Origin of the sequence: Halosolutus halophilus (assembly GCF_022869805.1) — an archaeon.
GTDB classification, from domain to species: Archaea; Halobacteriota; Halobacteria; order Halobacteriales; family Natrialbaceae; genus Halosolutus; species Halosolutus halophilus.
This window is the reverse complement of record NZ_CP094974.1, coordinates 3,559,874-3,585,881: the sequence shown is the minus strand read 5'-3', so window position 1 is coordinate 3,585,881 and position 26,008 is coordinate 3,559,874. Positions and strand designations below refer to the sequence as shown.

The 26,008-nt window shown below is 64.8% G+C and carries 22 protein-coding genes; 13 read left to right on the top strand and 9 right to left on the bottom strand.

The annotated features are described in order from the left end of the window. The first annotated feature begins 287 nt into the window (after positions 1-287). The 5 genes from carB (at position 288) to fmdA (MUG98_RS17605) (ending at position 9,726) form a co-directional block, all read left to right on the top strand. Positions 288-3,542 carry a carbamoyl-phosphate synthase large subunit gene (carB, locus tag MUG98_RS17625; protein WP_265108736.1) on the top strand — a complete coding sequence of 1,085 codons (3,255 nt, stop codon included), beginning with the start codon at positions 288-290 and terminating at the stop codon, positions 3,540-3,542. 217 nt (positions 3,543-3,759) lie between these two features. Beyond that, a complete protein-coding gene (gene folP / locus MUG98_RS17620) occupies positions 3,760-6,246 on the top strand; it encodes a dihydropteroate synthase (protein ID WP_265108735.1) in 2,487 nt (828 codons plus the stop codon). Positions 6,247-6,317: 71 nt separating this feature from the next. Further along, positions 6,318-7,121, top strand: a complete 804-nt coding sequence (locus MUG98_RS17615; RefSeq protein WP_265108734.1) for a hypothetical protein — start codon at positions 6,318-6,320, stop codon at positions 7,119-7,121. Positions 7,122-7,449: 328 nt separating this feature from the next. Beyond that, positions 7,450-8,271 carry a creatininase family protein gene (locus MUG98_RS17610; protein ID WP_265108733.1) on the top strand — a complete coding sequence of 274 codons (822 nt, stop codon included), beginning with the start codon at positions 7,450-7,452 and terminating at the stop codon, positions 8,269-8,271. Between the two features lie 183 nt (positions 8,272-8,454). Beyond that, complete coding sequence (gene fmdA, locus MUG98_RS17605) at positions 8,455-9,726, top strand: formamidase (protein WP_265108732.1); 1,272 nt, start codon at positions 8,455-8,457, stop codon at positions 9,724-9,726. A 31-nt stretch (positions 9,727-9,757) separates the two neighbouring features. On the opposite strand, the gene MUG98_RS17600 is transcribed toward fmdA (MUG98_RS17605), so the two are convergent. Continuing rightward, positions 9,758-10,093 carry a hypothetical protein gene (locus tag MUG98_RS17600; RefSeq protein ID WP_265108731.1) on the bottom strand — a complete coding sequence of 112 codons (336 nt, stop codon included), beginning with the start codon at positions 10,091-10,093 and terminating at the stop codon, positions 9,758-9,760. Positions 10,094-10,292: 199 nt separating this feature from the next. On the opposite strand from MUG98_RS17600, the gene thsA reads away from it, so the two are divergent. Beyond that, positions 10,293-11,996 (top strand): thermosome subunit alpha, encoded by a 1,704-nt coding sequence (thsA, locus tag MUG98_RS17595; RefSeq protein ID WP_265108730.1) that lies wholly within the window; start codon positions 10,293-10,295, stop codon positions 11,994-11,996. Between the two features lie 51 nt (positions 11,997-12,047). Here the strand turns inward: thsA and fmdA (MUG98_RS17590) are convergent, their stop codons facing one another. Beyond that, a complete protein-coding gene (gene fmdA, locus MUG98_RS17590) occupies positions 12,048-13,307 on the bottom strand; it encodes a formamidase (protein WP_265108729.1) in 1,260 nt (419 codons plus the stop codon). A gap of 202 nt (positions 13,308-13,509) precedes the next feature. On the opposite strand from fmdA (MUG98_RS17590), the gene MUG98_RS17585 reads away from it, so the two are divergent. Continuing rightward, a complete protein-coding gene (locus MUG98_RS17585) occupies positions 13,510-14,148 on the top strand; it encodes a hypothetical protein (protein WP_265108728.1) in 639 nt (212 codons plus the stop codon). A gap of 153 nt (positions 14,149-14,301) precedes the next feature. On the opposite strand, the gene MUG98_RS17580 is transcribed toward MUG98_RS17585, so the two are convergent. Next, positions 14,302-14,571 (bottom strand): transcriptional regulator, encoded by a 270-nt coding sequence (locus MUG98_RS17580; protein ID WP_265108727.1) that lies wholly within the window; start codon positions 14,569-14,571, stop codon positions 14,302-14,304. Positions 14,572-14,838: 267 nt separating this feature from the next. Between MUG98_RS17580 and MUG98_RS17575 the strand changes: the two genes are divergently transcribed. Next, positions 14,839-15,381: an AmiS/UreI family transporter gene (locus tag MUG98_RS17575; protein ID WP_320443086.1), complete on the top strand. Its 543-nt coding sequence runs from the start codon at positions 14,839-14,841 to the stop codon at positions 15,379-15,381. Positions 15,382-15,417: 36 nt separating this feature from the next. Here the strand turns inward: MUG98_RS17575 and crcB are convergent, their stop codons facing one another. Together crcB and MUG98_RS17565 are read right to left on the bottom strand one after the other, a co-directional pair. Next, entirely contained in the window at positions 15,418-15,765 is a 348-nt protein-coding gene (gene crcB, locus MUG98_RS17570; protein WP_265108726.1) for a fluoride efflux transporter CrcB, read from the bottom strand. Then, complete coding sequence (locus MUG98_RS17565; RefSeq protein ID WP_265108725.1) at positions 15,758-16,147, bottom strand: fluoride efflux transporter FluC; 390 nt, start codon at positions 16,145-16,147, stop codon at positions 15,758-15,760. The genes crcB and MUG98_RS17565 overlap by 8 nt, the downstream gene beginning before the upstream one ends. Positions 16,148-16,409: 262 nt before the next feature. Between MUG98_RS17565 and MUG98_RS17560 the strand changes: the two genes are divergently transcribed. Further along, positions 16,410-16,853 carry a universal stress protein gene (locus MUG98_RS17560; RefSeq protein WP_265108724.1) on the top strand — a complete coding sequence of 148 codons (444 nt, stop codon included), beginning with the start codon at positions 16,410-16,412 and terminating at the stop codon, positions 16,851-16,853. 75 nt (positions 16,854-16,928) lie between these two features. Here the strand turns inward: MUG98_RS17560 and MUG98_RS17555 are convergent, their stop codons facing one another. Continuing rightward, positions 16,929-17,507, bottom strand: a complete 579-nt coding sequence (locus tag MUG98_RS17555; protein WP_265108723.1) for a carboxymuconolactone decarboxylase family protein — start codon at positions 17,505-17,507, stop codon at positions 16,929-16,931. Positions 17,508-17,793: 286 nt separating this feature from the next. Between MUG98_RS17555 and MUG98_RS17550 the strand changes: the two genes are divergently transcribed. Together MUG98_RS17550 and trpB are read left to right on the top strand one after the other, a co-directional pair. Then, entirely contained in the window at positions 17,794-19,479 is a 1,686-nt protein-coding gene (locus MUG98_RS17550; protein ID WP_265108722.1) for an NADH-quinone oxidoreductase subunit D, read from the top strand. A 167-nt stretch (positions 19,480-19,646) separates the two neighbouring features. Beyond that, positions 19,647-20,798 carry a tryptophan synthase subunit beta gene (trpB, locus tag MUG98_RS17545; protein WP_265108721.1) on the top strand — a complete coding sequence of 384 codons (1,152 nt, stop codon included), beginning with the start codon at positions 19,647-19,649 and terminating at the stop codon, positions 20,796-20,798. On the opposite strand, the gene MUG98_RS17540 is transcribed toward trpB, so the two are convergent. Continuing rightward, entirely contained in the window at positions 20,799-21,206 is a 408-nt protein-coding gene (locus MUG98_RS17540) for an HIT family protein (protein ID WP_265108720.1), read from the bottom strand. A gap of 332 nt (positions 21,207-21,538) precedes the next feature. Between MUG98_RS17540 and MUG98_RS17535 the strand changes: the two genes are divergently transcribed. Further along, entirely contained in the window at positions 21,539-21,706 is a 168-nt protein-coding gene (locus tag MUG98_RS17535; protein ID WP_265108719.1) for a hypothetical protein, read from the top strand. Positions 21,707-21,815: 109 nt separating this feature from the next. On the opposite strand, the gene MUG98_RS17530 is transcribed toward MUG98_RS17535, so the two are convergent. Both MUG98_RS17530 and MUG98_RS17525 read right to left on the bottom strand, forming a co-directional pair. Further along, complete coding sequence (locus MUG98_RS17530) at positions 21,816-22,877, bottom strand: glycosyltransferase family 4 protein (protein WP_265108718.1); 1,062 nt, start codon at positions 22,875-22,877, stop codon at positions 21,816-21,818. A 117-nt stretch (positions 22,878-22,994) separates the two neighbouring features. After that, positions 22,995-23,585 (bottom strand): hypothetical protein, encoded by a 591-nt coding sequence (locus tag MUG98_RS17525; protein ID WP_265108717.1) that lies wholly within the window; start codon positions 23,583-23,585, stop codon positions 22,995-22,997. Between the two features lie 578 nt (positions 23,586-24,163). Here MUG98_RS17525 and MUG98_RS17520 point away from each other — a divergent pair. Continuing rightward, positions 24,164-25,984: a S9 family peptidase gene (locus MUG98_RS17520; protein ID WP_265108716.1), complete on the top strand. Its 1,821-nt coding sequence runs from the start codon at positions 24,164-24,166 to the stop codon at positions 25,982-25,984. The last annotated feature ends 24 nt before the right edge of the window (positions 25,985-26,008 follow it).

Here is a 26,008-nt window from a genome sequence, read left to right as displayed (position 1 = left end):
GCGTTACCGATGTGCCGTATTAATAGTGACTGTCCGTAATACGAACGAATACGCGACCGCTGTTTGAGGCGAGTCTCGAGCGGCGCCGATCCGTCTCCCCGTCACGATGTCGTCGTTAGGAGTAGTCAACGGACCGAACGAGCGACGAGCGCCGCCGATCGAAACGCGAAAGGGCGATCAAACGAACCGCCCGCGGTGCGAGGTTCGAATTTCGAAAAGCCATTTCGAGATTCGTACTGTATCGTGGGGCTTATTACGATGTGCGAACTCCGGACTGACAGGAACCAATGAGTACGGACCACCAGGGCAGCGGGGACGCCGCAGGGGACGGACGCACGATCCTGCTGATCGGGAGTGGCCCGATCCAGATCGGCCAGGCCGCCGAGTTCGACTACTCCGGCGCGCAGGCCTGTCGGGCACTGCAGGAGGAAGGCGCCCGCGTCGTTCTCGTCAACTCCAATCCCGCGACGATCATGACGGACCCGGAGATGGCGGACCGGGTCTACATCGAACCGATCACGACCGAAGCGATCGCCGAAATCATCCGCGAGGAGAACCCCGACGGCGTCATCGCCGGGCTGGGCGGCCAGACCGGTCTGAACGTCACGGCCGAACTCGCCGAGGAGGGCGTTCTCGAGGAGTACGACGTCGATATCATGGGGACGCCGCTGGACACCATCTACGCGACCGAGGACCGCGACCTCTTCCGCCAGCGCATGGAGAAGATCGGCCAGCCCGTTCCGAAATCGACCACCATCTCGCTCGACGAGGGCGAGAAAGTCTCGGAACTGACGGAGGACGACCTCAAGGACCGCGTCGAGGCCGCCGTCGAGGAAGTGGGCGGGCTGCCGGTCATCGCCCGCACCACCTACACGCTCGGCGGGAGCGGGTCGGGCGTCGTCCACGAGATGGACGAACTCCTCCGCCGCGTGCGCAAGGGCCTGCGCCTCTCCCGGAACAGCGAAGTGCTCATCACGGAATCGATCGCCGGCTGGGTCGAGTACGAGTACGAGGTCATGCGCGACGCCGACGACTCCTGTATCATCATCTGTAACATGGAGAACATCGACCCGATGGGTATCCACACCGGGGAGTCGACGGTCGTCACGCCCTCGCAGGTCGTCCCCGACGAGGGTCACCAGGAGATGCGCACCGCGGCGCTCGACGTCATCCGCGAACTCGGCATCCAGGGCGGCTGTAACATCCAGTTCGCCTGGCGCGACGACGGGACCCCCGGCGGCGAGTACCGCGTCGTCGAGGTGAACCCGCGGGTCTCTCGATCCTCGGCGCTGGCCTCGAAGGCGACGGGCTACCCGATCGCCCGCGTCACCGCGAAGGTCGCCCTCGGCAAGCGCCTCCACGAGATCACGAACGAGATTACGGGCGAGACGACAGCCGCGTTCGAGCCCGCGATCGACTACGTGGTCACGAAGGTGCCCCGGTGGCCCAAGGACAAGTTCGACGACGTCGACTTCGAACTGACCACGGCGATGAAGTCGACCGGCGAGGCGATGGCGATCGGCCGGACCTTCGAGGAGAGCCTGCTCAAGGCGCTTCGCTCCTCGGAGTACGATCCCGACGTCGACTGGGACGCGGTCAGCGACGAGGAACTCGAAGCGGAGCACCTCGCGACGCCGACGCCCGATCGCCCGTACGCGATGTTCGAGGCGTTCGAACGCGGCTACACCGTCGAGGAGGTCTGTGAACTGACGGACATCTACGAGTGGTACGTCGAACGGTTCAAGCGGATCGCCGACGCCAGCGTCGCCGCCCAGGACGGCGACTTCACGGAGGCCGCGATCGCCGGCCACACGAACGCGACGATCGCCGCGACCGCCGGCGCGGACGTCGGGACCGTCGAAGAGTCGGTCCCCGGCCGCACATACAAGCAGGTCGACACCTGCGCCGGCGAGTTCGAGGCCGAGACGCCGTACTACTACTCCGCGCGCAAATCCGAGTTCGAGTCGGGGCCGCTGAAGGGCGACGCCGCGGCGGGCGAACTCGAGGTCGATCGGGACGTCGAGAGCGTGATCGTCGTCGGCGGCGGTCCGATCCGCATCGGTCAGGGCGTCGAGTTCGACTACTGTTCGGTCCACGCGGTACAGGCGCTCCGAGACCAGGGGATCGACGCGCACGTCGTCAACAATAACCCCGAGACCGTCTCGACGGACTACGACACGTCCGACGGGCTGTTCTTCGAGCCCATCACCGCCGAGGAGGTCGCCGACGTCGCCGAGGCGACGGGTGCCGACGGCGTGATGGTTCAGTTCGGCGGCCAGACCTCGGTCAACATCGGCGAACCGCTGGAGGACGAACTCGATCGCCGCGGACTCGACTGCGAGGTCATGGGCACCTCCGTCGAGGCGATGGACCTGGCCGAGGACCGCGATCGGTTCAACGCCCTCATGGACGACCTGGGGATCGCCCAGCCCGAGGGCGGGACTGCCTTCTCCAAGGAGGAAGCCCTGGAGCTCGCCCACGAGATCGGCTACCCGGTGCTCGTCCGTCCCTCCTACGTGCTCGGCGGCCGCGCGATGGACGTCGTCTACGACGACGCCGAACTCGAGCAGTACATCGAGGAAGCGGTTCGCGTGAGCCCGGACAAGCCGATCCTCGTCGACGACTTTCTCGAGGACGCGGTCGAACTCGACGTCGACGCCGTCGCGGACGGCGAGGACGTCCTGATCGGCGGCATCATGGAACACGTCGAGAGCGCCGGCGTCCACTCCGGCGACTCCGCCTGCATGATCCCGCCGCGTTCGCTCGGCCGCGACGTCAACCGCCGCGTCCGCGAGGTGGCCGAGGAGATCGCCCGGGCGCTCGACACGGTCGGCCTGCTGAACGTCCAGTTGGCCGTGACCGGTATAGACGACCCGGACGAGGAACCCACCGTCTACGTCCTCGAGGCGAACCCGCGCTCCTCGCGCACCGTCCCGTTCATCTCGAAGGCTACGGGCGTCCCGATCGCCAAGATCGCCGCGAAGGTGATGGCAGGCGAGTCGCTTTCCGACCTCGGCGTCGAGGAACAGGTGCCCACCCAGACCTCGATCAAGGAGGTCGTCCTCCCGTTCGATCGCCTCCCCGGCTCCGACCCGCGTCTCGGTCCCGAGATGAAGTCCACGGGCGAGGTCATGGGCACCGCCGATACGTTCGGCAAGGCCTACGACAAGGCACAGGACGCCGTCGGGAAGCCGATCCCGGAGGACGGAACGATCGTCGTCGACCTCTCGGCCGACGAGTTCCCCGACCCCGGCAGCGAGGCCGGCGAGGAACTCGTCTCCGGCTTCACCGAGTACTACGACCTCTGTGAAGCGGTCGACCTGATCCAGGCCGTCCGCGAGGGCGAGGTGGACCTGATCATTTCCCGGGACCGCGACCTGCTCGAGGTCGCCGTCGAGGAGGAAGTCACCTACTTCTCGACAGAGACGTCCGCGAAGGCGGCCCTCGAAGCCAGGGCGGCCAAGGACGAGCCGATCGACGTCCAGGCGATCACCGACCGTCCGCAGCGCCAGGAGTACTGGGGCCAGCCGAAAGACGACTGATCGTCGTCACGGCCCGACGGCATCGCGCTCGCGTCGCATACAACAGCGAATCGGCCATCTGCGGCGGGCCAGATGCCGCGACCGACGGGGGCGCGGACGGCGAGCACGTCGGCGGATTCGATCGAACGATCGCGTCGGAAACCGACGTCAGTGTATCGATTTCGGGCGTCGAACCCGAGTCCGACACCCTAAAGCGGGCAGACTCTGTGGTTCGAGTATGGAGTACTACGAGGCGGCGGACTTTCTGTTCGGTCTGCGGCGCTTCCGTCCGAAGCCGGGGACGGAGTCGACCGCGCAGTTACTCGCCCACCTCGATGGCCCCCACGAGTCGATCGACTGCGTCCAGATCGCCGGCTCGAACGGGAAAGGAAGCACGGCGCGGATGGTCGAGCGAACGCTGCGCGAGGCGGGGCTCTCGGTCGGACTCTACACCTCGCCACATCTCGAGGACCTGCGCGAACGGGTCCGCGTCGACGGCCGCAAGATCCCCCGATCCGCCGTCGCCGAGTACGTCGGGGCGGTCCGCGGGTACGTCACCGATCGCGGCGCCGACGGCGAGTCGCCGACGTTCTTCGAGACGATGACCGCGATGGCGCTGTGGCACTTCGGCCAGCAGGACGTCGACGTCGCCGTCCTCGAGGTCGGCATCGGCGGCAAGTACGACGCCACGAGCGTCGTCGACCCGGTCGCCAGCGCGGTTACGAGCGTGACCCTGGAGCACACGGGGATCATCGGCGATACGGAAGAGGCGATCGCCCGCGACAAGGCCCACGTCGCCCCCGGCGACGCGCCGCTGGTGACGGGCGTGACCGGCGACCCGCTCGACGCGATCCGCGAGGTCGCCGGCGACGTCGTCACGGTCGGCACGGAATCGGCTGCGGACGTTCGCGTCGAGTACGACGGACTGCGGAATCACACCGAAGCCGCCGTCTCGATCGACGCCGACGAGTGGGCCCTCGAGACGCGGATTCCGCTCCCGGGGAGTCACCAGGCCGAAAACGCCGGAATTGCCGCCGTCCTCGCCCGACAGGTCGCCGACGTCTCGCTCGCGGACCTCGAATGCGGACTGCGCAGCGCCCACTGGCCGGGCCGGTTCGAGGTTATCGACACCGATCCGCTGGTGGTCCTCGACGGTGCTCACAACCCCGGGGCCTGCGAGCAACTCGCCGAAACGCTCGGGGGATACGAGTACGACGACCTCTCGCTCGTCTTCGGGGCGATGCACGACAAGGACCACGGTGAGATGGCCGCCGCGCTGCCGACGCCCGATCGGGCGATCGCGACGGAACCCCCCCTCTCTCGGGCCGAAGACCGGGACGTCCTCGCCGAAGTGTTCGAACGGGCCGGCGTCGAGTCCGTGACGACGGAGCCAGCCGTGCAGGACGCCCTCACGGTGGCGCTCGCGGAGAGCGATCCGGACGACTGCGTGCTGGTCACCGGTTCGCTGTTCGCCGTCGCCGACGCCCGAACGCGCTGGACTGGGACGGGCATCCCGAAGCGCATCCGCGACCTCGACGACGCGACGGCCGCGCTCGAGGGGGCGGACGTCACCGACGCCGGAGTGACCCGTCTGCGCGGGGACGCCGTCCACCGCGTCGTCAAGACGAGTCTGCAGTCCAGACGGGCGAACCACCTGAAGGGGAAACTGCTGCGTCTCGGCGGCGAGTGTGCGATCTCCGGCCTGCAACGCGACGACGAGCGCGTCGATGCCGTCCTGATGGGGACGCTCGACCAGTTCGAGCGCCTCACCGAGACACTCGCGGACGAACCGCACGGACTCGCCGAGATCGGTCGCGAGTTGCGCGAGACGCTGGCGATCGACGCCGGTGGCGCCTCCACCGAGACGGACGCCGATCGCGGCACCGTCGGGGCCGACGGCGACTCCAGATACCCGTGGCACGATCGGACGGCGGTGATGGGCATCCTGAACGTCACGCCCGACAGCTTCCACGACGGCGGGGAGTACGACGCGCTCGAGGACGCGGTCGCCCGCGCCGAGGCGATGGTCGACGCCGGCGCGACCGTAATCGACGTCGGCGGGGAGTCGACCCGCCCCGGCGCGGACCCCGTCCCGGTCGAGGACGAGATCGATCGGGTCGTCCCGGTCGTCGAGCGGATTTCCGATCTCGACGCGACGATTTCGATCGACACGCGCAAGGCCGCGGTCGCCGAGGCGGCGCTCGAGGCCGGCGCGGACGTCGTCAACGACGTCTCGGGGCTCGAGGATCCCGAGATGCGATTCGTCGTCGCCGACCACGATGCGGGACTGGTCCTGATGCACAGCATCGACGCGCCGGTGGTCCCGGACCGGGAGGTCGCCTACGACGACGTCGTCGAGGACGTGATCGACCAGCTTTCCGAACGGATCCTGCTCGCGGAGAAGGCGGGGATCGATCGCGATCGGATCGTCGTCGACCCCGGCATCGGCTTCGGCAAGTCGGCCCGCGAGAACTTCGAACTGCTCGGCCGAATCGACGAGTTCCGTGCGCTCGGCTGTCCCGTCCTCGTCGGTCACTCGCACAAATCGATGTACAGCCACATCGGCCGCGAGGCCGGTGAGCGCCGCGAGGCGACGGTCGCGGCGAGTGCGATCGCGGCCGATCGGGGTGCCGACGTGATCCGGGTTCACGACGTGCCGGAGAACGTCGCGGCCGTGCGAACGGCGCTGGCAGCGCGGGATCCGGACCGGTTCGAGTGGACGTAGGGCCGGGCGATCGATCTCCGCACCTGCCGGTCCAAGCTTCAACCGTCCGGGACGAGTACGGGACGGTCACGATGACGTCAGACCACGATCACGACCCGCAGTCGGACGTCGGAATGGAACGACTCGCGGACCGCGAGGAGGTGAGTTCGCCGATGAAGATGGCAGTGGCTGCCGCCAGGGGCGGTGCCCGAAACGGGGCCCTCGCACTGGCTGGCGGCGGCGTGGTGCTGCTCTCCGCCGTCAGGTCGCTGGCGCGCGGGCAGCCACGGGCGATTCCGAAGGGACTCGTCGGTGCCGGACTGGTCGGTGTTGGCCTCCGGCAGCGCCGATCCGGCGATCGGTCGACGTTCCAGCCGAGGACGGACGAGATCGAGGGCGGGACCGAGGGCAAAGCGGTCTCGGATGCGGCTCACGCGGCCGCCGAGCGCCCCGACTCCGGGCGAGAGTCCCAGATCGACGCGAGCGGCGAGATCGACGACTCGTCACAGCTCGGCGACGAGGGTGATACGGGCTCGAAAATCGAGTTCACGGACGACGCGGCGGAATCGGAGCCGTATTCGAAACCCGGAGTCGAGGGGGGCGAGGAGGACCCCCGACGCGATACCGGCGACGATAGCGTGACGATCGACGTCTCCGACTCGGCCACGGCCGAGGAGATGTCCGAGGCGACGGGCCCCGATCCCGAACAGGCCCAACCGACGCAGACGGACGCGATCGAACCCGAAGAGACGCCCTCGGAAGACGCGTCGGAGATGCAGGTCGACCCCGACGAGGACGACGACGAAGCCGAGGCCCACGACGATGGCGGGAACGCGGCGGACGGCGATCCCGACGAAACGGAGGGAACGGAAGAAACAGAGGAAACGGAGGAGTAACGGGCGACGACGAGCAGGTCTTCGATACGAGCGCGTCGAGACGCCGCCCGACGACGGCCGCCTTGCGCGTGTCGATCGAAACCGGCCCACGGCCGTTCGACCCGATCGAACTGCAAGCGGTGTCCGAGCGGCAGATCGAACCGACGTGAAGCGGGGCGTTATCCGGAGCAGCCGCCCGAACGCGTGCTGGTGGTCCGAACCTGAGTCCTGAGCACCGGAGAACCGACCGACGCGATCGGTGAGACCGGTTCGAAAATGCTCGCGGTATTCGCCGTTCGAACCTCATTTCCCTGATGGGTTTATGTGGTGTGCGGTAGCATACACCAATATGCCACGTTCTAGTCGACTCGACGAGTTGCGCCATCCGGAAGTCGAAGCGTATCTCGACGGTACGGAGACGCCAACAGCGTTGATTCCGGTCGGAACGACGGAACAACACGGCGAACATCTCGCGATGGGTACCGACGCGTTCATCCCGACCGAGATCTGCGAGCGGATCGCCGAGGACGTCGACGCACTCGTCGGGCCACCGATAAACTACGGGGCGTCGGATATGCACGCGGGGTACGATGGCATCACCTATCTCAACTACCGGACGCTGGCGACGGTGGTGCGCGATATCGCCTATTCGCTTGCCGAGAGCGGGTTCACCGATATCGTGTTCATTTCCGGACACCTCACGAACGACTGGGCGGCGAAAGTCGGTGCCAACCAGGCGACACACGACTTGCCCGAAGAGAACTACGTGTACGCGTTCCCCTACTGGGACGCTCTCAGCGGGGAAGACATGGAGGACTACCTCTCCTTCGACGCCGGGTGGCACGCGAACATCGGCGAGACGGCCGCAGTGATGGCCATCGACGAGGACCTCGTCGACCTCGAGAGCACGTCCACCGACGACCCCGACCTGCCCGAGGACATCGAGAATCCCGCGGCGCTGCTTGACCACCTCCTGATCGGCAAAGGTGCATACTACCGGGTCAGCGAAACCGGGACGTGGGGAGACCCGAGCGACGCGACTGCGGACCTCGGCGAGGAGTACTTCGAGACGATCACGTACGCCGTTGCCGAACTCATCAATACGTTCCAGGAGGTTCGAGACGATATTTACCAGCGACAGCGTCCGGACCGCGCCCAGGAGCAGTGGTAGCCCCGACGTGATCGTCTCGAACCGAGAAATCCGTCAGTCCCCATCGATCCGTAGTATCTACTACGTTGTTCGATTCTGATACAACTGTACTTTTCTTTTATAGAACTTTGGATATGTGTATTGAAAAGCATTATTGCTGCGTTCATGGCCCTATGGAATGGGCTTGTTGGCCCGGAGTAACTTATGCCCGAAGTACAATTCGAGGTGGACGTCGACGAGCCACCCGACGAACAGCCAGGGGACAACCCGTTTAATCGCTGGCATCCGAAGATCGAGTCCGTCATCACGGTCGAGCCTGGCGAGACGGTTCGACTCGAGTGTCTCGACTGGACTGGTGGACAGATACAGGACAACGACAACGCGAACGAGGTCCGGGACGTGGACCTCAACCAGGTTCACTACCTGAGCGGTCCCGTGGAGGTAACCGGAGCCGAGCCGGGAGACCTGCTGAAGACGACGCTCCTCGATATCGGGCCGCTGAACGAACGGTCGGAGTTCGGCTTCACTGGGATCTTTTCCCAACAGAACGGTGGCGGGTTCCTCACCGATCACTTCCCCGACGCTGCGAAGGCGATCTGGGATCTCGACGGAACGTACGTTTCCTCGAGACACATTCCGGACGTCTACTACGAGGGGATGATCCACCCGGGATTGATCGGTACCGCCCCTTCCCACGAACTGCTCGAGGAGTGGAACGAGCGCGAACAGGAACTGATCGAGAAACACGAGGAGGATCCCGAGTCCATCCAGAACCACCCGACCGGCGAGTCGGAACCGCCCGTCGCGTCGCCGCCGACCACTGACGGGGCCCTTCCCGGCGAGGCGACCGGCGACACCGCCGACAGCATCGCCGAAGAAGGTGCCAGGACGGTCCCTCCGCGGGAACACGGCGGCAACTGTGACATCAAGGATCTCTCGCTGGGTTCGACGATCTACTTCCCGGTCTTCGTCGACGGTGCGAAGTTCGGCATCGGTGACATCCACGCCTCCCAGGGCGACGGGGAGATCACCTTCTGCGGCGCCATCGAAATGGCCGGCTACGTGGACGTGAAGTTCGAACTCGTCAAGAACGGGATGAACAAGTACGGCATCGACCACCCCATATTCGAACCGGGGCATCGCGGCCCGAACTTCACCGATTACGTCGTCTTCGAGGGCTACTCCGTCACGGAGGACGGCGAACAGCGGTACATGGATCCTCACGTCGCGTATCGGCGTGCCGCGCTCGAAGCGATCGAGTATTTGACCAAGTTCGGATACACGCGCGAACAGGCGTACATGATCCTCGGAACCGTCCCCATCCAGGGCAGACAGAGCGGGATCGTCGACATTCCCAACGCATGTTCGACGATCGCCGTCCCGAAGGACGTCTTCGAGTTCGACGTCAGTCCCGACGCACTCGACGAGCACGACGGCCGCGACCAGATCCCGATCACCGACGATCCGCTGGGCTGATCCGCTCGGTCGTCGGTTTCCGTCGTCGCTCTCAACTCGAATCCCGTTCGGCGGGGTCGAGCAGGTCCTCCCCGTCGAGGACCTCACGAACGGGGGCGGTCAACGGCAGCAGTTGTTCCTCGTCGACGGGTTCGAGTTCCTGAATCTCTCCGGTGGCCAGTGCGTGATAGCGGTCCGCACCGAGGAGCGCGATCCGCATGACGTCGTTCGTCGTGAACACTCGCTCTCCGACGCTGTCGTTGAGTTCGTCCTGGATCGCTCGAAGCCGGTCTCGGGTCTGGATCGACATCGTCAACGAGACCTGAAACTGGTGTGGGACGTCCTCGTGGAAGCGAGTCGCGGCGGCCGCGATTTCGTCGTCGGTCATGGGAGTGTGCCACCAGAGAGACGGACGTAAGTGTTTGGGAGGTTCCGACGGCGAGACGCGGACGCGCGAACGGTACCTGTCGGTTCCGGAGGATCAGTACCGGTGCCGATCGAGTTCTGGCGGGAGCACCGCGGTGTTCTCATTGAAGCTCCACAGTAGCTTTTTGTTCACACCTGGTGAGAGGCACATTCGAACCTCCATGACAAACGGTGGCAACCCTCAACAGGTACTCTCGCGGAGAAACGGGTTCCACAGGCTCGACGGACGCGACGCACAGGCGGACAACGTCGCGGCCGCCAGGGCGCTTTCGGAAACCATCAAGACGACGCTCGGCCCGAAGGGACTGGACAAACTCCTCGTGAGTTCGGACGGCACGATCGTCGTGACCAACGATGGAGCGAGCATCGTCGATCGGATGGAGATCGTCCATCCCGCCGCGAAATCGATCGTCGAGGTCGCGGCCCAACAGGATTCACAGGTCGGTGACGGGACGACGTCGGCGATCGTTCTGGCGGGTGAACTGCTCGAGGAGGCCGAGTCGCTTCTCGAGAAGGGGCTCCACCAGACGACCATCGCGCGGGGGTACACCCTCGCTGCCGAACGCGCACGGGACACGCTGGACGAACGGACGATTCCGGTGGCTCCTGACGACCGCTCTCGGCTTCGAACCGTCGCACGCACGGCGATCACGGGCAAGTGGGATCGAGAGGCGAGCGACTTCCTGGCGGAAAAGACGGTCGCCGCCGTCCGCGCGATCGAACGGGACGGGACGGTCGATCTGAAACGTATCACGCGCACCGCGATTCCGGGTAGTTCCTACTACGACTCGGAACTCGTCGAGGGACTCGTCATCGACATGGAGTCGTCGTCCACGACACCGGTATCACCCGAACCCGGCCTCCCCGACGTGTTCGAAGACGCCACCGTCGCACTCGTCGACGATCAGCTCACGATCGAAACGGCGACTGGACAGGGGGCGGTCACCCTCGAGTCCCCGGAGGACGTACGCGATCTCAGAGAGTACGAGCAGGAGGTCTACGAGCGATACGTCGACCGGATCACCGACGCGGGTGCAGACGTCGTCTTCTGCCAGAAGTCGATCGACGATATGGTCCGGTACTTGCTCGCGAAGGCTGGCATCCTCGCCGTCGAACGGACTCGACAGGACGAACTCGAGAAGATCGGTCGTGCCACGGGAGCGAGTCCGGTCGGAACGGTCGACGACCTGAGGGCTACGGACACCGGCCTGGCGCGACGGGTCGAGCGCCGTGACCTCGGCCCGACCGAAGTCGCGATCGTCGACGGCGGACCGGGTGTCGATCAGGTGTCGTTGCTCCTCCGAGGCGGGACACAACAGGTCGCCGACGAGACGAAGCGAGTCGTCGACGGGTGCTTTCACGTCCTGTCACGCGCGATCGAAGACGGCGCCGTCGTTCCCGGCGGCGGTGCGATGGAGATCCACCTCGCGAGGGATCTCCGCGAGTACGCGGCGAACGTCCCCGGAAGGGAGCAACTCGCCGTCGAGGCGTTCGCCGACGCCCTGGAAGTGATTCCCCGGACCCTCGCCGCATCGGCGGGGCTGGATCCGATCGACGCCATTGTCGAGTTACGAGCCAGACATCACGACGGCGATCACGCGGCAGGATTGCGACTCGAGGAGGAGTCGGGACGGATCGGCGACGTGGTCGAGGGCGGGATCCTCGAGCCCCGTGCGGTCACCGAGCGGGCGATCGCAAGTGCGGCCGAGGCCGCGAACGTGATCGTCCGCGTCGACGAAGTCGTCGCGGTGACCCGTGAAGAAGGTGAGCACGAACACGAGCACGAGCACGAGCACGGCCCGGGAGGCGTCGTCGAGAGTACCGAAGGATACCCGTGGGCGGTCGGTCACTCGATGGGGCACTGATTTGGGAGACGCGGCTCGAAAGATCGATCGCAAAGGGAGACGATCGGCGAATCAGGAGGGCTTGGCGATGTCTCCCTTGTCACCGGAGTCGTACTCGTCAGAGAGCGTATCCGGATCGATGTCGATGTCGAAGGCCTCGTTGGGAACCGACACCGTCACGCAGGTGTTCGGCAGGTCGACGATCCCCGCGATGCGGCTCTCGACGGGGATCGTGCTGAGGAGGATGTACGCCTGTTCTTCGGTGTAGCCGAAGTTCGTCAGGTAGTCGATCGCGTCCAGGCAGGCACGGCGCATTCCGACGTTCGCGTTCTTGTAGTGCTGGGTTCCGTCCTCGTCGACGGAGTAACCCTCGAAGACGACGTAGTTCGAGAAGTCGGGGTCCTGGTATCCGGGTTTGAACATCGCGTAATCAGTTCCCAACTGCTCCATCCCGTTTTTGATGACGTCCACCTTCATGTCGATCCAGCCGGCGATCTCGATGGCGCCGCAGAAGGTGATCTCCCCGTCACCCTGGGAGAAGTGCAGGTCCCCGGTGATGAAGTTCGCACCGTCGACGAATACGGGGAGGTACACCCGGGAGCCGCGACCGAGGTTCTTGATGTCGCAGTTACCAGCGTTCTCCCGGGGCGGGATCGTTCGGGCTGCCTCTTCGGCCGCGTCCTCGACGTCTTCCTCGTCCATGTCCCCGAGGAACACCTCGTTCGGCTCCGGTGGCAGGGCGAGCGGCGGGTCGTCCTCTCGAGTTTCGTGATTGACTGCGGTTTCGGCGTCCGGCCCCCGCTCGATGAGTGCCTGCTCGCGTTCGTTCCACTCCTCGAGCAATTCGTGCGAGGGTGCCGTTCCGACGATGCCGGGGTGGGCACAACCCGGGAACCTGACGTCCTCGATATGACGCGAGTGAGTCATTACGCCGTCGACCTCCCAGATGGCCTTCCGGGCTTCCGGGAAGTGGTCGGTGAGGAACCCGCCACCGTTGTCGAGTTCGAAGATTCCGGTGAATCCCCACTCGTTGTCCGGGAACGCCCCGAGATCCAGAATGTCCATGACGAGAACGTCACCGGGTTCGGCTCCTTCGACCTCGAAGGGGCCGCTCAAGTGATGGTTGGGATCCAATCGCATGTCTCGGATGTCGTTCGCGCTGTCGTCGTTTTTCACCTGGTTCCCCGTCCAGTCGAGGCATTCGATCCGAACCTTCTCACCGGGTTCGATCGTCGCTACCGGTGGAACGTCCGGGTGCCAGCGGTTCACTATCGGATCTGGCTGTTCGTCGATGGACGCGTCGACGTCCACCTCGAATATCGTTTCTGGCATGGTCCGTGTTGACCTCCCACATATCAGTATATATAGCTATTTGACAGCACGGTTTACCCTGATGATTACGTCGATGATCGGCAGAATATCAATTGGAATTCGCGAGTCGACTGCGCGGTATTTCGATTCGGGACCGCGTTCTCTCACCGAGAGTACCCGACAACGTTTTTTATCCGAGCGTCGCCGATTGCGGTACCGATCGATGGCAACGCTCGGCACACTTCCGGCAATCGACGACTGCATCGAGGCGTATCTCACAGCGCATGCCTCCTTCGGTTCCGACCCGTTCTCGGCGGCCGACGTTGCCGACCAGGTAGACGGCGACGAATCATCGGCATCTGACGTCGAGTACCGACTCACACTCCTCGTCGCGTACGGCCTCGTCGACCGTATCGACGACGATCGGTACCGGATTCGCTGTTCACCGGACGAGAGTATCACGCAGTGGCGGGAGCGAACCGCCGAGCGGGCCGAGACGTTACATCGACTGGTCACGGATCCGACGGCGGATCGGCGAACGGCGTCCGACGACGCGAACGTGGAACTGTTGCGGCAGGACGGTGATCCCTTCGCCAGCGTCTTCGTCTTCGAACACGACGACGCCGAGTCCGTCGCGAGGACGGCAGCGACCGCGCTCACTCGGGACGAGTCCGCCGCGGGAGTCGTCCTGCGGGCGTCGGGAGCGCGCGCTAATCACGTCCAGCGGATCGCGGACCAACTGTGTACTTCCGATATCGCCGACCGAACCGACCTCGAGCGGCCGCTCGAGAAGGGGCTTTCCGACGTCGTCGGCGAGTCCAAAGACGCCCTCGAATTTCGGTTGTTCCTGCGGACCGCGTGATCCACCGAGTCGAGTACGTCGTTCACGACGCGTCGCTTGAGTCGGGTGCGCCACCGACGCGATGTAGGGCGTGACGGTCGATCTCGGAAGTGTGTCGCACCCGATCCCCGAAGGTCGACACCCGGCCCGAGAAAACCGCCAGTCCGAGACGAGTCAGTCCACGCCCCGTTCAGCATCGATCCACCAGAGTTCCTCGTGGACGACCCACCCGCCGGTCTGGAGGTTCTGTGATAGCGTGACGCGATTGTCGTTCGGACCGGCGACCGTAACCGAGTATCTGTCCGTCTCGACGACCTCGTACGGGGTGTCTCGATCGTTGAACGATATTTCGTCGCCAACGCTGAGGGAATCGAACCGGTCGGTAATCGTCTTCGGCGGGAGCCGTTCTCGATCCGTGGCGGGGTCAGTCTCGTTCTCGGACATCCGTAGTCGTCCTCACCACGTCCCGAGATATAACCGTTGTACGTGGTGATGATCCGTTAATCGAGATCCGATACTCGATAACTCGAATCGGCTCCCGGGTTCCGGATTGCGGCTGCCGACGCACTGGAACGGGGGGTCTTCGTTTGTTTACGGACTCGAGACGGTATTCGAGCGAAGATAGTTCACAAGTCCTGTGACCAGAATTATTATTCTGTCCGCTGAAGCTGTATTTGTGTGGTAATAACACGCAATATCGAGTGATCATCAATGTCACTGTACATGATCCTGGGCATGGGACTGATTTTCGTCGGTGCCGTACTGGTAGTGAATGGGATATGGTTGCTCGGTAAGGGTGCAGACAGCGACGTCGCGATACTGAATCTGTTTGTCGGGGTATTGACTTTCATTATCGCGATGTGGTGGGCGTTCGGCGAGTTGTGGGCGTTCGGCGAGTACCAGTCCGGAGACGCGTTCGTGGCAGCGGGAACGTTACTGTTCTCGTTTACGTACCTGTGGATCGGAGCGAACGCGATCCGCGGGATCAGTGACCAGCGATCGTTCGGGTGGTATTGCATACTCGTAACCGTAGTCGCCGTTCCGACGGGCTACCTGGTGTTTCTCGGGGGTGATATCGGACTCGCTGCGCTCTGGTGGATCTGGGCGGTCCTCTGGGCGACGTTCTGGCTGCTGTTGGGGCTGGAACGCGATGATTTCACCGAACCAGTTGCCTGGTTCACTACGCTCGTCGGCATCATCACGGGTGCGGCCGGATATCTGATGGCGGCCGGCTTCTGGCCGTGGGCAGCCTGATGACATCGAGTTCGGTTTTCGAGCGCCAGCAGCCAGTCAGACTAGCAGAACCCAGGCGATCCCGATCGCCGTGACCGAGACCAGAATATTGCCGAGCGCGTAGACGACGGCAGTCCACACGTATCCGTCCTCGAGGAGTCGAATCGTATCGACGGAGAACGTCGAAAACGTGGTAAACGCGCCGCACACTCCGACCCCGACGAACAACTGGACCGACTCGCCGACGTCCGCGAACATAACGAGACCGAGCAGGAAACTCCCGATAACGTTCACCATGAAGGTCGATAGCGGGAAGCGCTCCCTCTCGATCGTACTGCTGACGGTGTACCGCCCCAGCGCACCGATCGCGCCACCGAAGCCGACGAGGAACAGCGGATCAATCACGAGACGCACCTCGAATTCGCAGCGCAACCCATCGACCGAGCACGACGCCCGCAAACCCAAACGAGTAATTGGCGACGACGTTGATCAGGCCGAACAGTGGTTCGGCCGTCACCGTTTGGTACGCGAACGTGCTGTAGGTCGTGTACGAGGAGAGAAACCCCGTCGACACGAGCAGTCGGCCTCTGTCGGTGAGATAGTCGGTGTACATCGCTTCGTACACGACGAATCCGAGGACGAAGCTCCCGGTCACGTTTGCGACGAACGTTCCGGTCAAGCCCGGGTAGGCGAGCCCGATCCCGTACCGGGCGTTCGCCCCCAGAAAACCGCCGATCACGATGAGTATTACCACCTCGGTGTCGGCGAATCGGTCTCGAACGGTCATCCCTTCAGACAACACCGCTCTCTGTGAAATCACTGTCGCACAACTGGTAGGTCTCCGAATCGCAAACGGCAAACCGGGCGGATCGTCACTCGTTCTCGACCTGCGTCGGGAAGCAGCGTTCGGCCTTCGATCGATCGAAGTAACACTCCAACCGGCACGGAGGGGAACAGCTTTCGGTCGAACCGAGCGCGGGAACGATCGAGGCGCTTTCGAAACCTCCCTTCGCAGCCAAAGGTTTCAATCCGGCCATCGAACGTCGAGTATGTACGATCGGATCGTCTTGACGACCGACGGAAGCGACGAATCGAACGTTGCCACCGACCACGCGATCGACCTCGCCAGGGCATACGAGGCTCCCCTCCACGTACTCCACGTCGTCGATACGAGACCGTACGACGCGGAGGGCATCACACAGTCGATGATCGAGTCGCTCGAGGAACGAGGACAGCGGGCCGTCGGGGAGATCGCCGAAACCGCGTCGACGCGGGGTGTCGATCGAGTCGAAACGGCCGTCGTTCGGGGCGAACCGCACGACGCAATCCTCGAGTACGTCGACGAACACGACATCGATCTGATCGTGATGGCGACGCACGGACGAACGGGTTTCAAGCGGTATCTGCTGGGGAGCGTGGCGGAGAAGACCATCCGGACCGCACCGGTACCGGTTCACATCGTGCGCGCATCGGCGGCCGATGCCGGGCACTGACGGACGACGGCGCGGATGGCATCCGGTGAGGCGTCTGCTGAGCGGAGGGGAACCGATACGAGAACGGATCTGGTGCTACGGTTCGCGCTCGAGCGGATACTCGAGTCCCGTGGGATACGGACTCGTTTCGGTGGTATCTAACCGCAACGCGATACAGAACCTGTCGAGTCCCACCTCGAGTCCGGCAAACAGCAGGAGTTCGATGATCGCCTCGTCGCTGTATTCCTCACTCAGTTCGGCAAAGAACGCATCCGGCATCTCCTGTGGATCGCGGGACATGTAGTCTGCCACGCGAACGGCGAGTTTCTCGCGCCGCGTGAGTTTGCTCGTATCGATCCGGTCGGAGAAAACTGCGTCTTCTTTCGGCTCGACTGCCTCCTTCACCTCCCAGGTACGAACGGTTCCACAGTAGGCACACCCGTGGACTGCAGCAACCCTCAGTCGCATCAGTTCCAGCGTCTCTGCGTCGATCGAGTCGCTACGAGGGAAGAGCCGGAACGTTCGCACGAGTCGTTTCAAAAGTCGCGGTTGATGCGCAACAGCGCCGAAGTAAGCGGAGTCCTTGTACCACCCGTTTTCACTCTCCTGTAGAATCTCGTTGACTTTCTCGTCGTCCGATTCACCGGGACCCACCGGTTCGATGCGGGGAGGCATATCGCACGCTATGTCACTCGTTCACATAAAGGCCGATCTCGGCACACACGTGAACGGAGGACGCCAACGCTGAAGAGTGGCAGTCGCCGCAGTGCCGTGGGGCGAGTACGATCGGCGAGCAGGTTCCGAGTTTCCGGCCCGTCGCGATCGGTGACCGCAGGCGTCCCCCCGAAACCGATCGGATCCCGTGACTGTCAGTACGACCCTCCAAAACCCTCATTCCCGTGTCGGGTGTACGTGAGTGAAACGCACGCTAGCGTCCGCAACGGCGTCCCTGGAGTCACCCATGAGTGAACCGGAACAGCGCGAGCGCGAGCGCATCGACCCCGAGTACGACCACCTGCGGGACGAGCAGGTCGACGAGACCGAACTCGAGGCGCTGCTCGACGAGTACGCGATCGGGCGGGACGACCACGAGAACGCGCCGGCGTTCGTGATCCGCCCGGACGACGTCCAGGCGGTCCTGGCGCTGCTGCGGGACGAGGCCGGGTTCGATCACCTCTCGTGTCTCACCCCACAGGAGTACGAGGACCGGTACGAGTCGGTCTACCACCTGACGAAGTACGACCGGCGGACCCACGAGGTGACGCTGATCGCGCAGTTACCGAAAGACGATCCCGTCTGCGAGACCGCGGAACCCGTCTTCCGGACGGCGGACTGGCACGAACGCGAGGCCTTCGACCTCGTCGGAATCGAGTACGAGGGACATCCCGATCCGCGCCGAATCCTCCTGCCCGAATCGTGGCAGGGCCACCCCCTCTCGCTCGATTACGACCAGGAGAAGCCACAGGTCGTCCGGTTCGCAGCGCACGCGAACCCGTTGCAACCCGACCGGGAACAGTCCGAGTCGGACACGATGTTCCTCAACATCGGACCGCACCACCCCGCGACCCACGGGGTGCTCCACCTCAAGACGACCCTCGACGGCGAGGCCGTCGCCGACGTCGACCCCGACGTGGGCTACCTGCACCGCTGTGAGGAGCAGATGTGCCAGAACGGCCAGTACCGCCACCAGATCATCCCCTACTCGAACCGGTGGGACTACACCGCGAACCTCCCCAACGAGTGGGCCGTCGCCCGGGCGATCGAGGATCTCGCGGACATCGAGGTGCCCGAGTACGCCCAGGTCCTGCGCACGATGGCGACCGAGTTCGGCCGGATGCTCGGCCACTTCCTCGCGCTGGGAACCTTCGCACTCGACGTCTACGGCGATTTCACCGCCATCTTCCAGTACGCCTTCCGCGATCGGGAGGTCGTCCAGGACATTCTCGAGGACCTGACCGGTCAGCGGATGATGTTCTACTACTTCCGGCTTGGCGGGGTCGCGTGGGACCTCCCCCGACCGCGCGACGAGTTCGTCGAGAAGTGCCGGGATTTCCTGGACGAACTGCCGGCGAAGGTCTCGGAGTACCACGCGCTGCTCACCGGGAACGAAATCTTCCAGATTCGGTGCGTCGACACCGGCATCCTGGAGCCCGACGTGGCCAAAGACTACGGCTGTACGGGCCCCGTCGCCCGCGGTTCGGGAATCGACTACGACCTGCGGCGCGACGACCCCTACGGCTACTACCCGAACCTCGACTGGGACGTCGTCACCATGGACGGCTGTGACAACTACGCGCGGGTGCTCGTCCGAATGCGGGAGGTCGAGGAGTCCGCCAAGATCGTCCAGCAGTGTCTCGACCTGCTCGAGGACTGGCCCGAAGACGAGCGAACCGTCCAGAGCAACGTCCCTCGCACGCTCAAACCGGACGCCGGCACCGAAACGTACCGCGCCGTCGAATCCGCGAAGGGCGAACTCGGCGTCTACGTCCGATCGGACGGCTCGAACTCGCCCGCACGGTTCAAGATCCGCAGCCCGTGTTTCCACAACCTCTCCGCCCTCCCCGAGATGGCCGAAGGCGAGTACGTCGCCGACCTGATCGCCTCGCTGGGTAGTCTCGACATCGTGCTCGGGAGCGTCGATCGCTGACGCCGTCGATTCTCGACTGCGACCCGATTTGCGCCGTCTGACGCACCGTGCTCGCACGGACTACTGGAGCCGGCACGTGGCGAAAGCCGCACAGCAGGACCCACGATGTGAGAGTCCCGCAAGCGGAGATGAGAGCACCTATTACGATCGGGCAAGAGTTGCCGGGTATGTCCGACGGAGAGTTCGAGGGATACGGTGGCCGACACGTTCCAGCACCGCTCGAGGAGCCGCTCGAGCAACTCGCGGCCGCCTACGACGAGGTCGCGACGACCGACGCGTTCCAGACCGAGTTCCGCGATCTGCTCGAATCGTACGCTGGCCGCCCGACGCCGCTGTACCACGCGACCAACCTGAGCGATCGGTACGGGGCCGACATCTACCTCAAACGGGAGGATCTACTCCACGGCGGCGCGCACAAGATCAACAACTGTCTCGGGCAGGCTCTGCTGGCGAAACGCGCCGGGCGCGATCGGCTGATCGCCGAGACCGGGGCCGGCCAGCACGGCGTCGCAACCGCGATGGTCGGTGCTCTGCTGGGCCTCGAGACGGAGATCTACATGGGGACGAAGGACGTTCAGCGCCAGGAGATGAACGTTTTCCGGATGCGCCTGATGGGTGCCGAGGTCAACGAGGTCACCCGCGGAAACGAGGGCCTCGCCGACGCCGTCGACGCGGCGCTCGAGGACTTCGCCGAGAACGTCGACGACACCCACTACCTCGTCGGCAGCGTCGTCGGTCCCGACCCGTTCCCGCGCATGGTCCGGGACTTCCAGAGCGTCATCGGCGAGGAAGCCCGCGAACAGTTCCAGGAGCGCACGGGTGATGTGCCCGACGCAGCCGTCGCCTGCGTCGGCGGCGGTTCGAACGCGATCGGCCTGTTCCACGCGTTCCGGGACGACGAGGTCGCGTTCTACGGTGCCGAGGGCGGCGGCGAGGGCGCCGACTCGAGCAAGCACGCCGCGCCGCTCACGAAGGGGAAAGACGACGTGCTCCACGGGATGAAGACGCGCGTGATCGACGACGACGTCGACGTTCACTCGGTGTCGGCGGGACTCGACTATCCCGGCGTCGGCCCCGAACACGCCATGTTTCGCGCCGTCGGCCGCTGTGAGTACCAGGGGGTCACCGACGAGGAGGCGCTGGCGGCGTTCCGGGAACTCAGCGAGACCGAGGGGATCATCCCCGCACTCGAGTCCAGTCACGCGATCGCGCGGGCGATCCAGATCGCCGAGGCCGGCGAGCACGAGACGATCCTCGTGAACCTCTCGGGGCGCGGCGACAAGGACATGGAGACGGCGGCCGCCAAGTTCGACCTCTGACTACACGTCCCGGAGTCGCGACCCGAGCCGTTCCCCGTCTTCGTCTTCGAGGCGATCCCGTAGCAAGGAGAGCGTGACGTCGTCGTCCTCGAATCGGGGGACGAGGTGGACGTGCGCGTGCTCGACCGTCCCGACGAGCGACCCCGTGGTGTAGAACACGCTGACCCCGATCGGATCGAGGACGTGGTCGACCGCCGTCTTGACCGTCCCGACTGCCCGGAAGACGTCCGCTGTCGTTCGGTCGTCCATCTCGAACAGTTCCGATCCGTGTTGTTTCGGAACGACCAGCGTGTGCCCCGTCGTGGCCGGCCGTCGATCGAGAAACGCGATCACCCGATCGCCGTCGTGGACCCGCGCTGCAGCGGCGTCACCGGCGACGATCCGACAGAAGTCACAGTCGTCGTGCATGTTCGTCTCCCTGTTACGAGTCGATCGTAATAGCTGTCCCGCAGCGACGCCCGATCGGCCGGCGAGCCGTACCCGATCTCGATCGGGTCCGACCACCGTTGGCGTTCCTCCCGTCCGCAGAGCCCGGTACATCACCGGCACGACGACCGTCGTCGACGGAGGACGGACGCTTCCGGAGCCCCAACTCGCCATCGACGAAATCGAGAGCACGTACGCCGTCCGTCTGGACGGTAAAACTCTCGAATCCGAGCAGAAAGTATTTATATGCCACTGGTTCGGTATTTAACATGACCGTCGATGCCTTTCCTCGCCGTTACCCGGTTCCGACCCTGGTGACAGCTGCGTTCGCCGTCTCCCTCGCCGTGACGGCGGCCTACTGGGGCGGCCTCCTTCCCACCGTTCCGAAGACGCTTCCAGTGTTCGTCGAACTGCTGTCGGTGACAGTCGTACTCTTTGCAGTCGCGGTGCTGGCGTGGATGGCAACGCTCCTGGCGCAGTAGCCGGGTACCGGATCCGCTCGCGTGACCGCTCGTGGTCGTCCTCCACCACGGCGTTCCGGAGTCCACGTAGGTCTCGGAGCCGGCAACTCGATGACATTCTCGACGGCCGTCACAACACGCCGTGGTCGTCCTGCAACGCCCGGTACCGCTGTAGATATCGATCGGTCACGGCGTCGCCGTCGTACTCGGCGAAGGTCTCGTCGTAGTCGCGGTGCTCGAGGTCACCCGCCGCGAGGATGGCGTCCGCGAGTTCCTGCTCGCTGGTGGTGCGAAAGCCACGATCCCAGCCCTCGACGAGTTCGTGGGCACTCGAGTCGACGTGGTACTCCACGATCCCGACACAGCCCGAGGCGAGCGCCCACAGCATCTCCGTCGGGAAGGCGCAGTGCTCGGCCGTCTGCGCGAAGACGTGGGCGCCGCGGTAAGCGGCGATCCGCTCGTCGAGCGAGAGTTCGCCGGCGAACGAGATCCGATCGTCGATCCGGAGGTCGCTCGCGAGTCGCTCGTAGGTCTCCCGTTCCGGGCCGTCGCCGACGACGGTCGCCTCCCAGTTGCGATCGCGAAGTTCCGCGAGCGCAAGCAGGAGACTCTCGAGGTTGGCTCCCTCGTCGAGCCGCCGGGCGTAGATCACGTCCACGCGCTCGTCGGGCTGGACGTCCCGGATTCGCTCCAGTTCGATCGGATTGGGGATCGTCTCGACGTCGTCGCCGTCCGCCCCGCGTTCCCGGACCCGCGTCGCGACGAGTTCGGAGGGTGTCACGATCCAGTCCGGGCGACCGGCCGCCAGCCGGGTCGATCGATCGCCGGTAACGCCGCCGTCACCGTACCACTCCACGAGCAGCGGGGCGCGAGCGAGCGTCGCCGCGCAGGTCGCCGCGAGGACCTGTCCCGGCGGCTGTGCACTCGCGTGGACGACGTCCGGCCGCGCGGGGCCGAGCACGAACGGCAGCCGCAACAGGAACGAGGTCGTTGCCTCCGGCCCGATCGAGACGCCGTGATAGGTGATGCCGTCGCGTTCGAGTCGACTCCGCTCGCCGGACCAGAACTGCGTACAGAACAGGTGGACGTCGTGGCCGCGTGCCGCGAGTAGCTCGAGGATCGACTGGAACCGCTGGTTCGTCTCGGTATCGCGGTGGAAGACCGTTTCGTACGAGACGAACGCGATGCGCATATGCCATCGGCACGCAGTGCGGGGATAAAAAATCACTTCTTTCGTTCAGTTCAGCGATGCCGCCCGGTCGCAGGACGCGTTCTCACCGATCGCACCGGCCCGAAGGCCGTGGTTGATTCAGTCCTCGTCGAATTCGGACACGAGATCGTCGATGAAGGACTCGATCCGATCGAGCAGTCCGCCGCCCGGACCGTCGTCGGTGACCTCGTCGATCGGATCGACGACGGTGTCGGAGTCGTCATCGGATTCCGCTCCGGTACCGGTCTGGTCGTCGGTACCGGATTCCGCCCCGGTATCGGCGTCGTCGGAGTCGGCTGGCGTCTCGTCTTCGTCGGCCGCGTCACCCTCATCCCCGTCGTCATCGTCACTACTGTCGTCGCCATCACCGGCACCTTCAGCGCCGTCGCCTGCATCGTCTCCGTAAGCGCCGTCACTCGCCGATCCGTCCCCCGTCGGGTCGGACTCGGTCTCCGGATCGGTCGAGGCGGTTTCGTTGCGTTGCGTGTCCTCGACCGAATCGGCACCCGTTTCGGAATCGGTGTCGGTCGACCCGGTTTCCCCGTCGTCGGCTGGCGACTCCCCGATCACGAACCCCGGTGCGACGATCGCGACGATCGTCCCGAACGCGACCAGCACGATCAGCGTCGTCAGGAGGAGCGTGCGAACCGAAACGTCGTCCGTACCGCGTTCGTCCCCGCCGTCGGTCATCGATACCGTCCCTAGGCCGTCCGAACCGCTTTGTTAGGCACACCGATTGGTGCCGCCGCGATCGGCGGCGAGCGGATCACGACCACCGGCGGACGCGTTCGGAAATCGTTCGTCGGCGCAGGGAACGGGTTCCCAACAGCCGCTGTACGCACGGGTTACGCGAGGGCCGGACCGTGTCGATCGGTCTCTGGTCGAGACCGGGACGTCTCTCCACGCCGATTCGAGCGTAACTATCTCGATGATCGATCGAAACGATCGCCGATCAAAACCGAATTGGTATCCTCAACCCGACGCCCCGGTGACGGTTTCGATCGTTTCGGGATCGACGTAGTACGTGAAACAGGGTACTGGCCGATCGGACGAACGCACCCGAAGAGAGTGCCGTGACGACCCCGTTCGGTTCTCTCGTTTCGAAGCCGAGACAGCGTCTATTACGCCACTTCCACAGCTGACTATCCGTCATCGAATCCGAACGCGATCGGAGTCGGCGAGCAGGAGTCCGGGTCCGGCAATCGAGCGAGTCCGAAGGCGCAGCCACAACACAAACCACTACGGGATCGGCTCCGTACGACTCTCCCATGCGTACCTACGACATCGAACGGTATCTCAACATCCGGAGCGCGTACGGCGCGTCGTTCGGCCCCGACGGTGATCGACTCTCGTTTCTGATGGACACGACCGGGACGCCGCAGGTCTGGACGCTCGCGGGCCCCCGCCAGTGGCCCGAACAGCGCACTTTCTACGACGAGCGGGTGACCTTCGCCTCGTGGTCGCCGGAGCGCCCCGAGTTGATCTTCGGGATGGACGAAGGCGGCAACGAACGGGCTCAGCTCTTCCGGCTCGACGCGGATACGGGCACGATCGAGAACCTGACGGCGATGCCGGACGCCAAGCACCGCTGGGGTGGCTGGAGCCACGACGGCGATCGGTTCGCGTTCGCCTCGAACCGGCGCGACGAGTCCGTCTTCGACGTGTACGTCCAGGATCGAGACGAGACCGGCGACGAGGCAACCCTCGTCCACGAGGGCGACGGCTGGCTCTCGCTGTCGGGCTGGAGCCCGGACGACTCCCGGCTGCTCGTTTCGCAGGCCTACTCCAACTTCGACCAGGACCTGTACGTCCTCGACCTCGAGACCGAGGAGATGGAGCACCTCACGCCCCACGAGGGCGACGTCCGCTACGGGAGCGCGAGCTGGGCGCCCGACGGGACGGGGATCTACCTGGTCACCGACGAGGGCGACGCGGATACCCTCTACCTGGCCTATCTCGACCTCGAGACGAACGAACTCGAACCGATCGTGGAGGGCGAGGGGTGGAACGTCGACGGCATCGCGCTGGACGACGAGACCGGCCGGTTCGTCTACTCGCGGAACGTCGAGGGGTACACCGACCTGACCGTCGGCGAGTTCGACGCCGACGATCCGATCGCGTTCGAAACCTTCCCCGAACCCGATCTGCCTGGCGGCGTCGCGGGCGGCGTGAGTTTCGACCCCGACGCGGAACGGTTCGCTCTCTCGACGACGGGGGATGCGGTCAACACGAACGTTTTCGTCGTCGAGTGCGAGACCGGCGACGCCGAACGCTGGACGGACGCGCCGACCGCGGGTATCCCCCGGGCGACGTTCGACGAGTCCGACCTCGTCCACGTCGAGAGTTTCGACGACCTGGCGGTCCCCGGCTTCCTCACGCTGCCGGAGGAGTCCGAAAAGACCGACGACGGCGTCCCCGTCGTCGTCGACATCCACGGCGGACCCGAGAGCCAGCGCCGACCCTCGTTCTCGAGCGTCAAACAGTACTTCCTCGATCGGGGCTACGGCTACTTCGAGCCGAACGTCCGCGGGTCGGTGGGGTACGGTGCCGACTACGCGGCCCTCGACGACGTCGAGAAGCGGATGGACTCCGTCGCCGACATCAGGGCCTGCGTCGAGTGGCTCCAGGACCACCCGGCCGTCGATCCCGACCGGATCGCCGCCAAGGGCGGCTCCTACGGCGGGTTCATGGTACTGGCAGCGTTGACCGAGTATCCCGACCTCTGGGCTGCCGGCGTCGACGTCGTCGGCATCGCCAACTTCGTGACGTTCCTCGAAAATACGGGCGACTGGCGACGGGAACTGCGGGAAGCGGAGTACGGCAGTCTCGAAGACGATCGCGAGTTCCTCGAAGAGATCTCGCCGATCAACAACGTCGAGAACATCGAGGCGCCGCTGTTCGTCCTCCACGGCGAGAACGACCCCCGCGTTCCGGTCGGCGAGGCCGAACAGATCGTCGAGGAGGTCGACGAACAGGGCGTCCCCGTCCGCAAACTGATCTTCGAGGACGAGGGCCACGGCTTCTCGAAACTCGAGAACCGCATCGAAGCCTACGCCGCGATCGCGGAGTTCCTGGACGAGCACCTCTAGCGGCCCGGACGAGAGTTTCTGGAC

Coding starts and splice junctions, on each gene's coding strand:
- MUG98_RS17585 (WP_265108728.1), top strand. CDS start 13,510: ATGGCAACGCTCGGCACACTTCCGGCAATCGACGACTGCATCGAGGCG.
- MUG98_RS17530 (WP_265108718.1), bottom strand. CDS start 22,877: ATGCGCATCGCGTTCGTCTCGTACGAAACGGTCTTCCACCGCGATACC.
- thsA (WP_265108730.1), top strand. CDS start 10,293: ATGACAAACGGTGGCAACCCTCAACAGGTACTCTCGCGGAGAAACGGG.
- trpB (WP_265108721.1), top strand. CDS start 19,647: ATGTCCGACGGAGAGTTCGAGGGATACGGTGGCCGACACGTTCCAGCA.
- MUG98_RS17555 (WP_265108723.1), bottom strand. CDS start 17,507: ATGCCTCCCCGCATCGAACCGGTGGGTCCCGGTGAATCGGACGACGAG.
- MUG98_RS17600 (WP_265108731.1), bottom strand. CDS start 10,093: ATGACCGACGACGAAATCGCGGCCGCCGCGACTCGCTTCCACGAGGAC.
- MUG98_RS17550 (WP_265108722.1), top strand. CDS start 17,794: ATGAGTGAACCGGAACAGCGCGAGCGCGAGCGCATCGACCCCGAGTAC.
- MUG98_RS17575 (WP_320443086.1), top strand. CDS start 14,839: ATGTCACTGTACATGATCCTGGGCATGGGACTGATTTTCGTCGGTGCC.
- MUG98_RS17540 (WP_265108720.1), bottom strand. CDS start 21,206: ATGCACGACGACTGTGACTTCTGTCGGATCGTCGCCGGTGACGCCGCT.
- MUG98_RS17565 (WP_265108725.1), bottom strand. CDS start 16,147: ATGACCGTTCGAGACCGATTCGCCGACACCGAGGTGGTAATACTCATC.
- MUG98_RS17610 (WP_265108733.1), top strand. CDS start 7,450: ATGCCACGTTCTAGTCGACTCGACGAGTTGCGCCATCCGGAAGTCGAA.
- MUG98_RS17580 (WP_265108727.1), bottom strand. CDS start 14,571: ATGTCCGAGAACGAGACTGACCCCGCCACGGATCGAGAACGGCTCCCG.
- carB (WP_265108736.1), top strand. CDS start 288: ATGAGTACGGACCACCAGGGCAGCGGGGACGCCGCAGGGGACGGACGC.
- MUG98_RS17560 (WP_265108724.1), top strand. CDS start 16,410: ATGTACGATCGGATCGTCTTGACGACCGACGGAAGCGACGAATCGAAC.
- fmdA (WP_265108729.1), bottom strand. CDS start 13,307: ATGCCAGAAACGATATTCGAGGTGGACGTCGACGCGTCCATCGACGAA.
- MUG98_RS17525 (WP_265108717.1), bottom strand. CDS start 23,585: ATGACCGACGGCGGGGACGAACGCGGTACGGACGACGTTTCGGTTCGC.
- folP (WP_265108735.1), top strand. CDS start 3,760: ATGGAGTACTACGAGGCGGCGGACTTTCTGTTCGGTCTGCGGCGCTTC.
- MUG98_RS17520 (WP_265108716.1), top strand. CDS start 24,164: ATGCGTACCTACGACATCGAACGGTATCTCAACATCCGGAGCGCGTAC.
- fmdA (WP_265108732.1), top strand. CDS start 8,455: ATGCCCGAAGTACAATTCGAGGTGGACGTCGACGAGCCACCCGACGAA.
- MUG98_RS17615 (WP_265108734.1), top strand. CDS start 6,318: ATGACGTCAGACCACGATCACGACCCGCAGTCGGACGTCGGAATGGAA.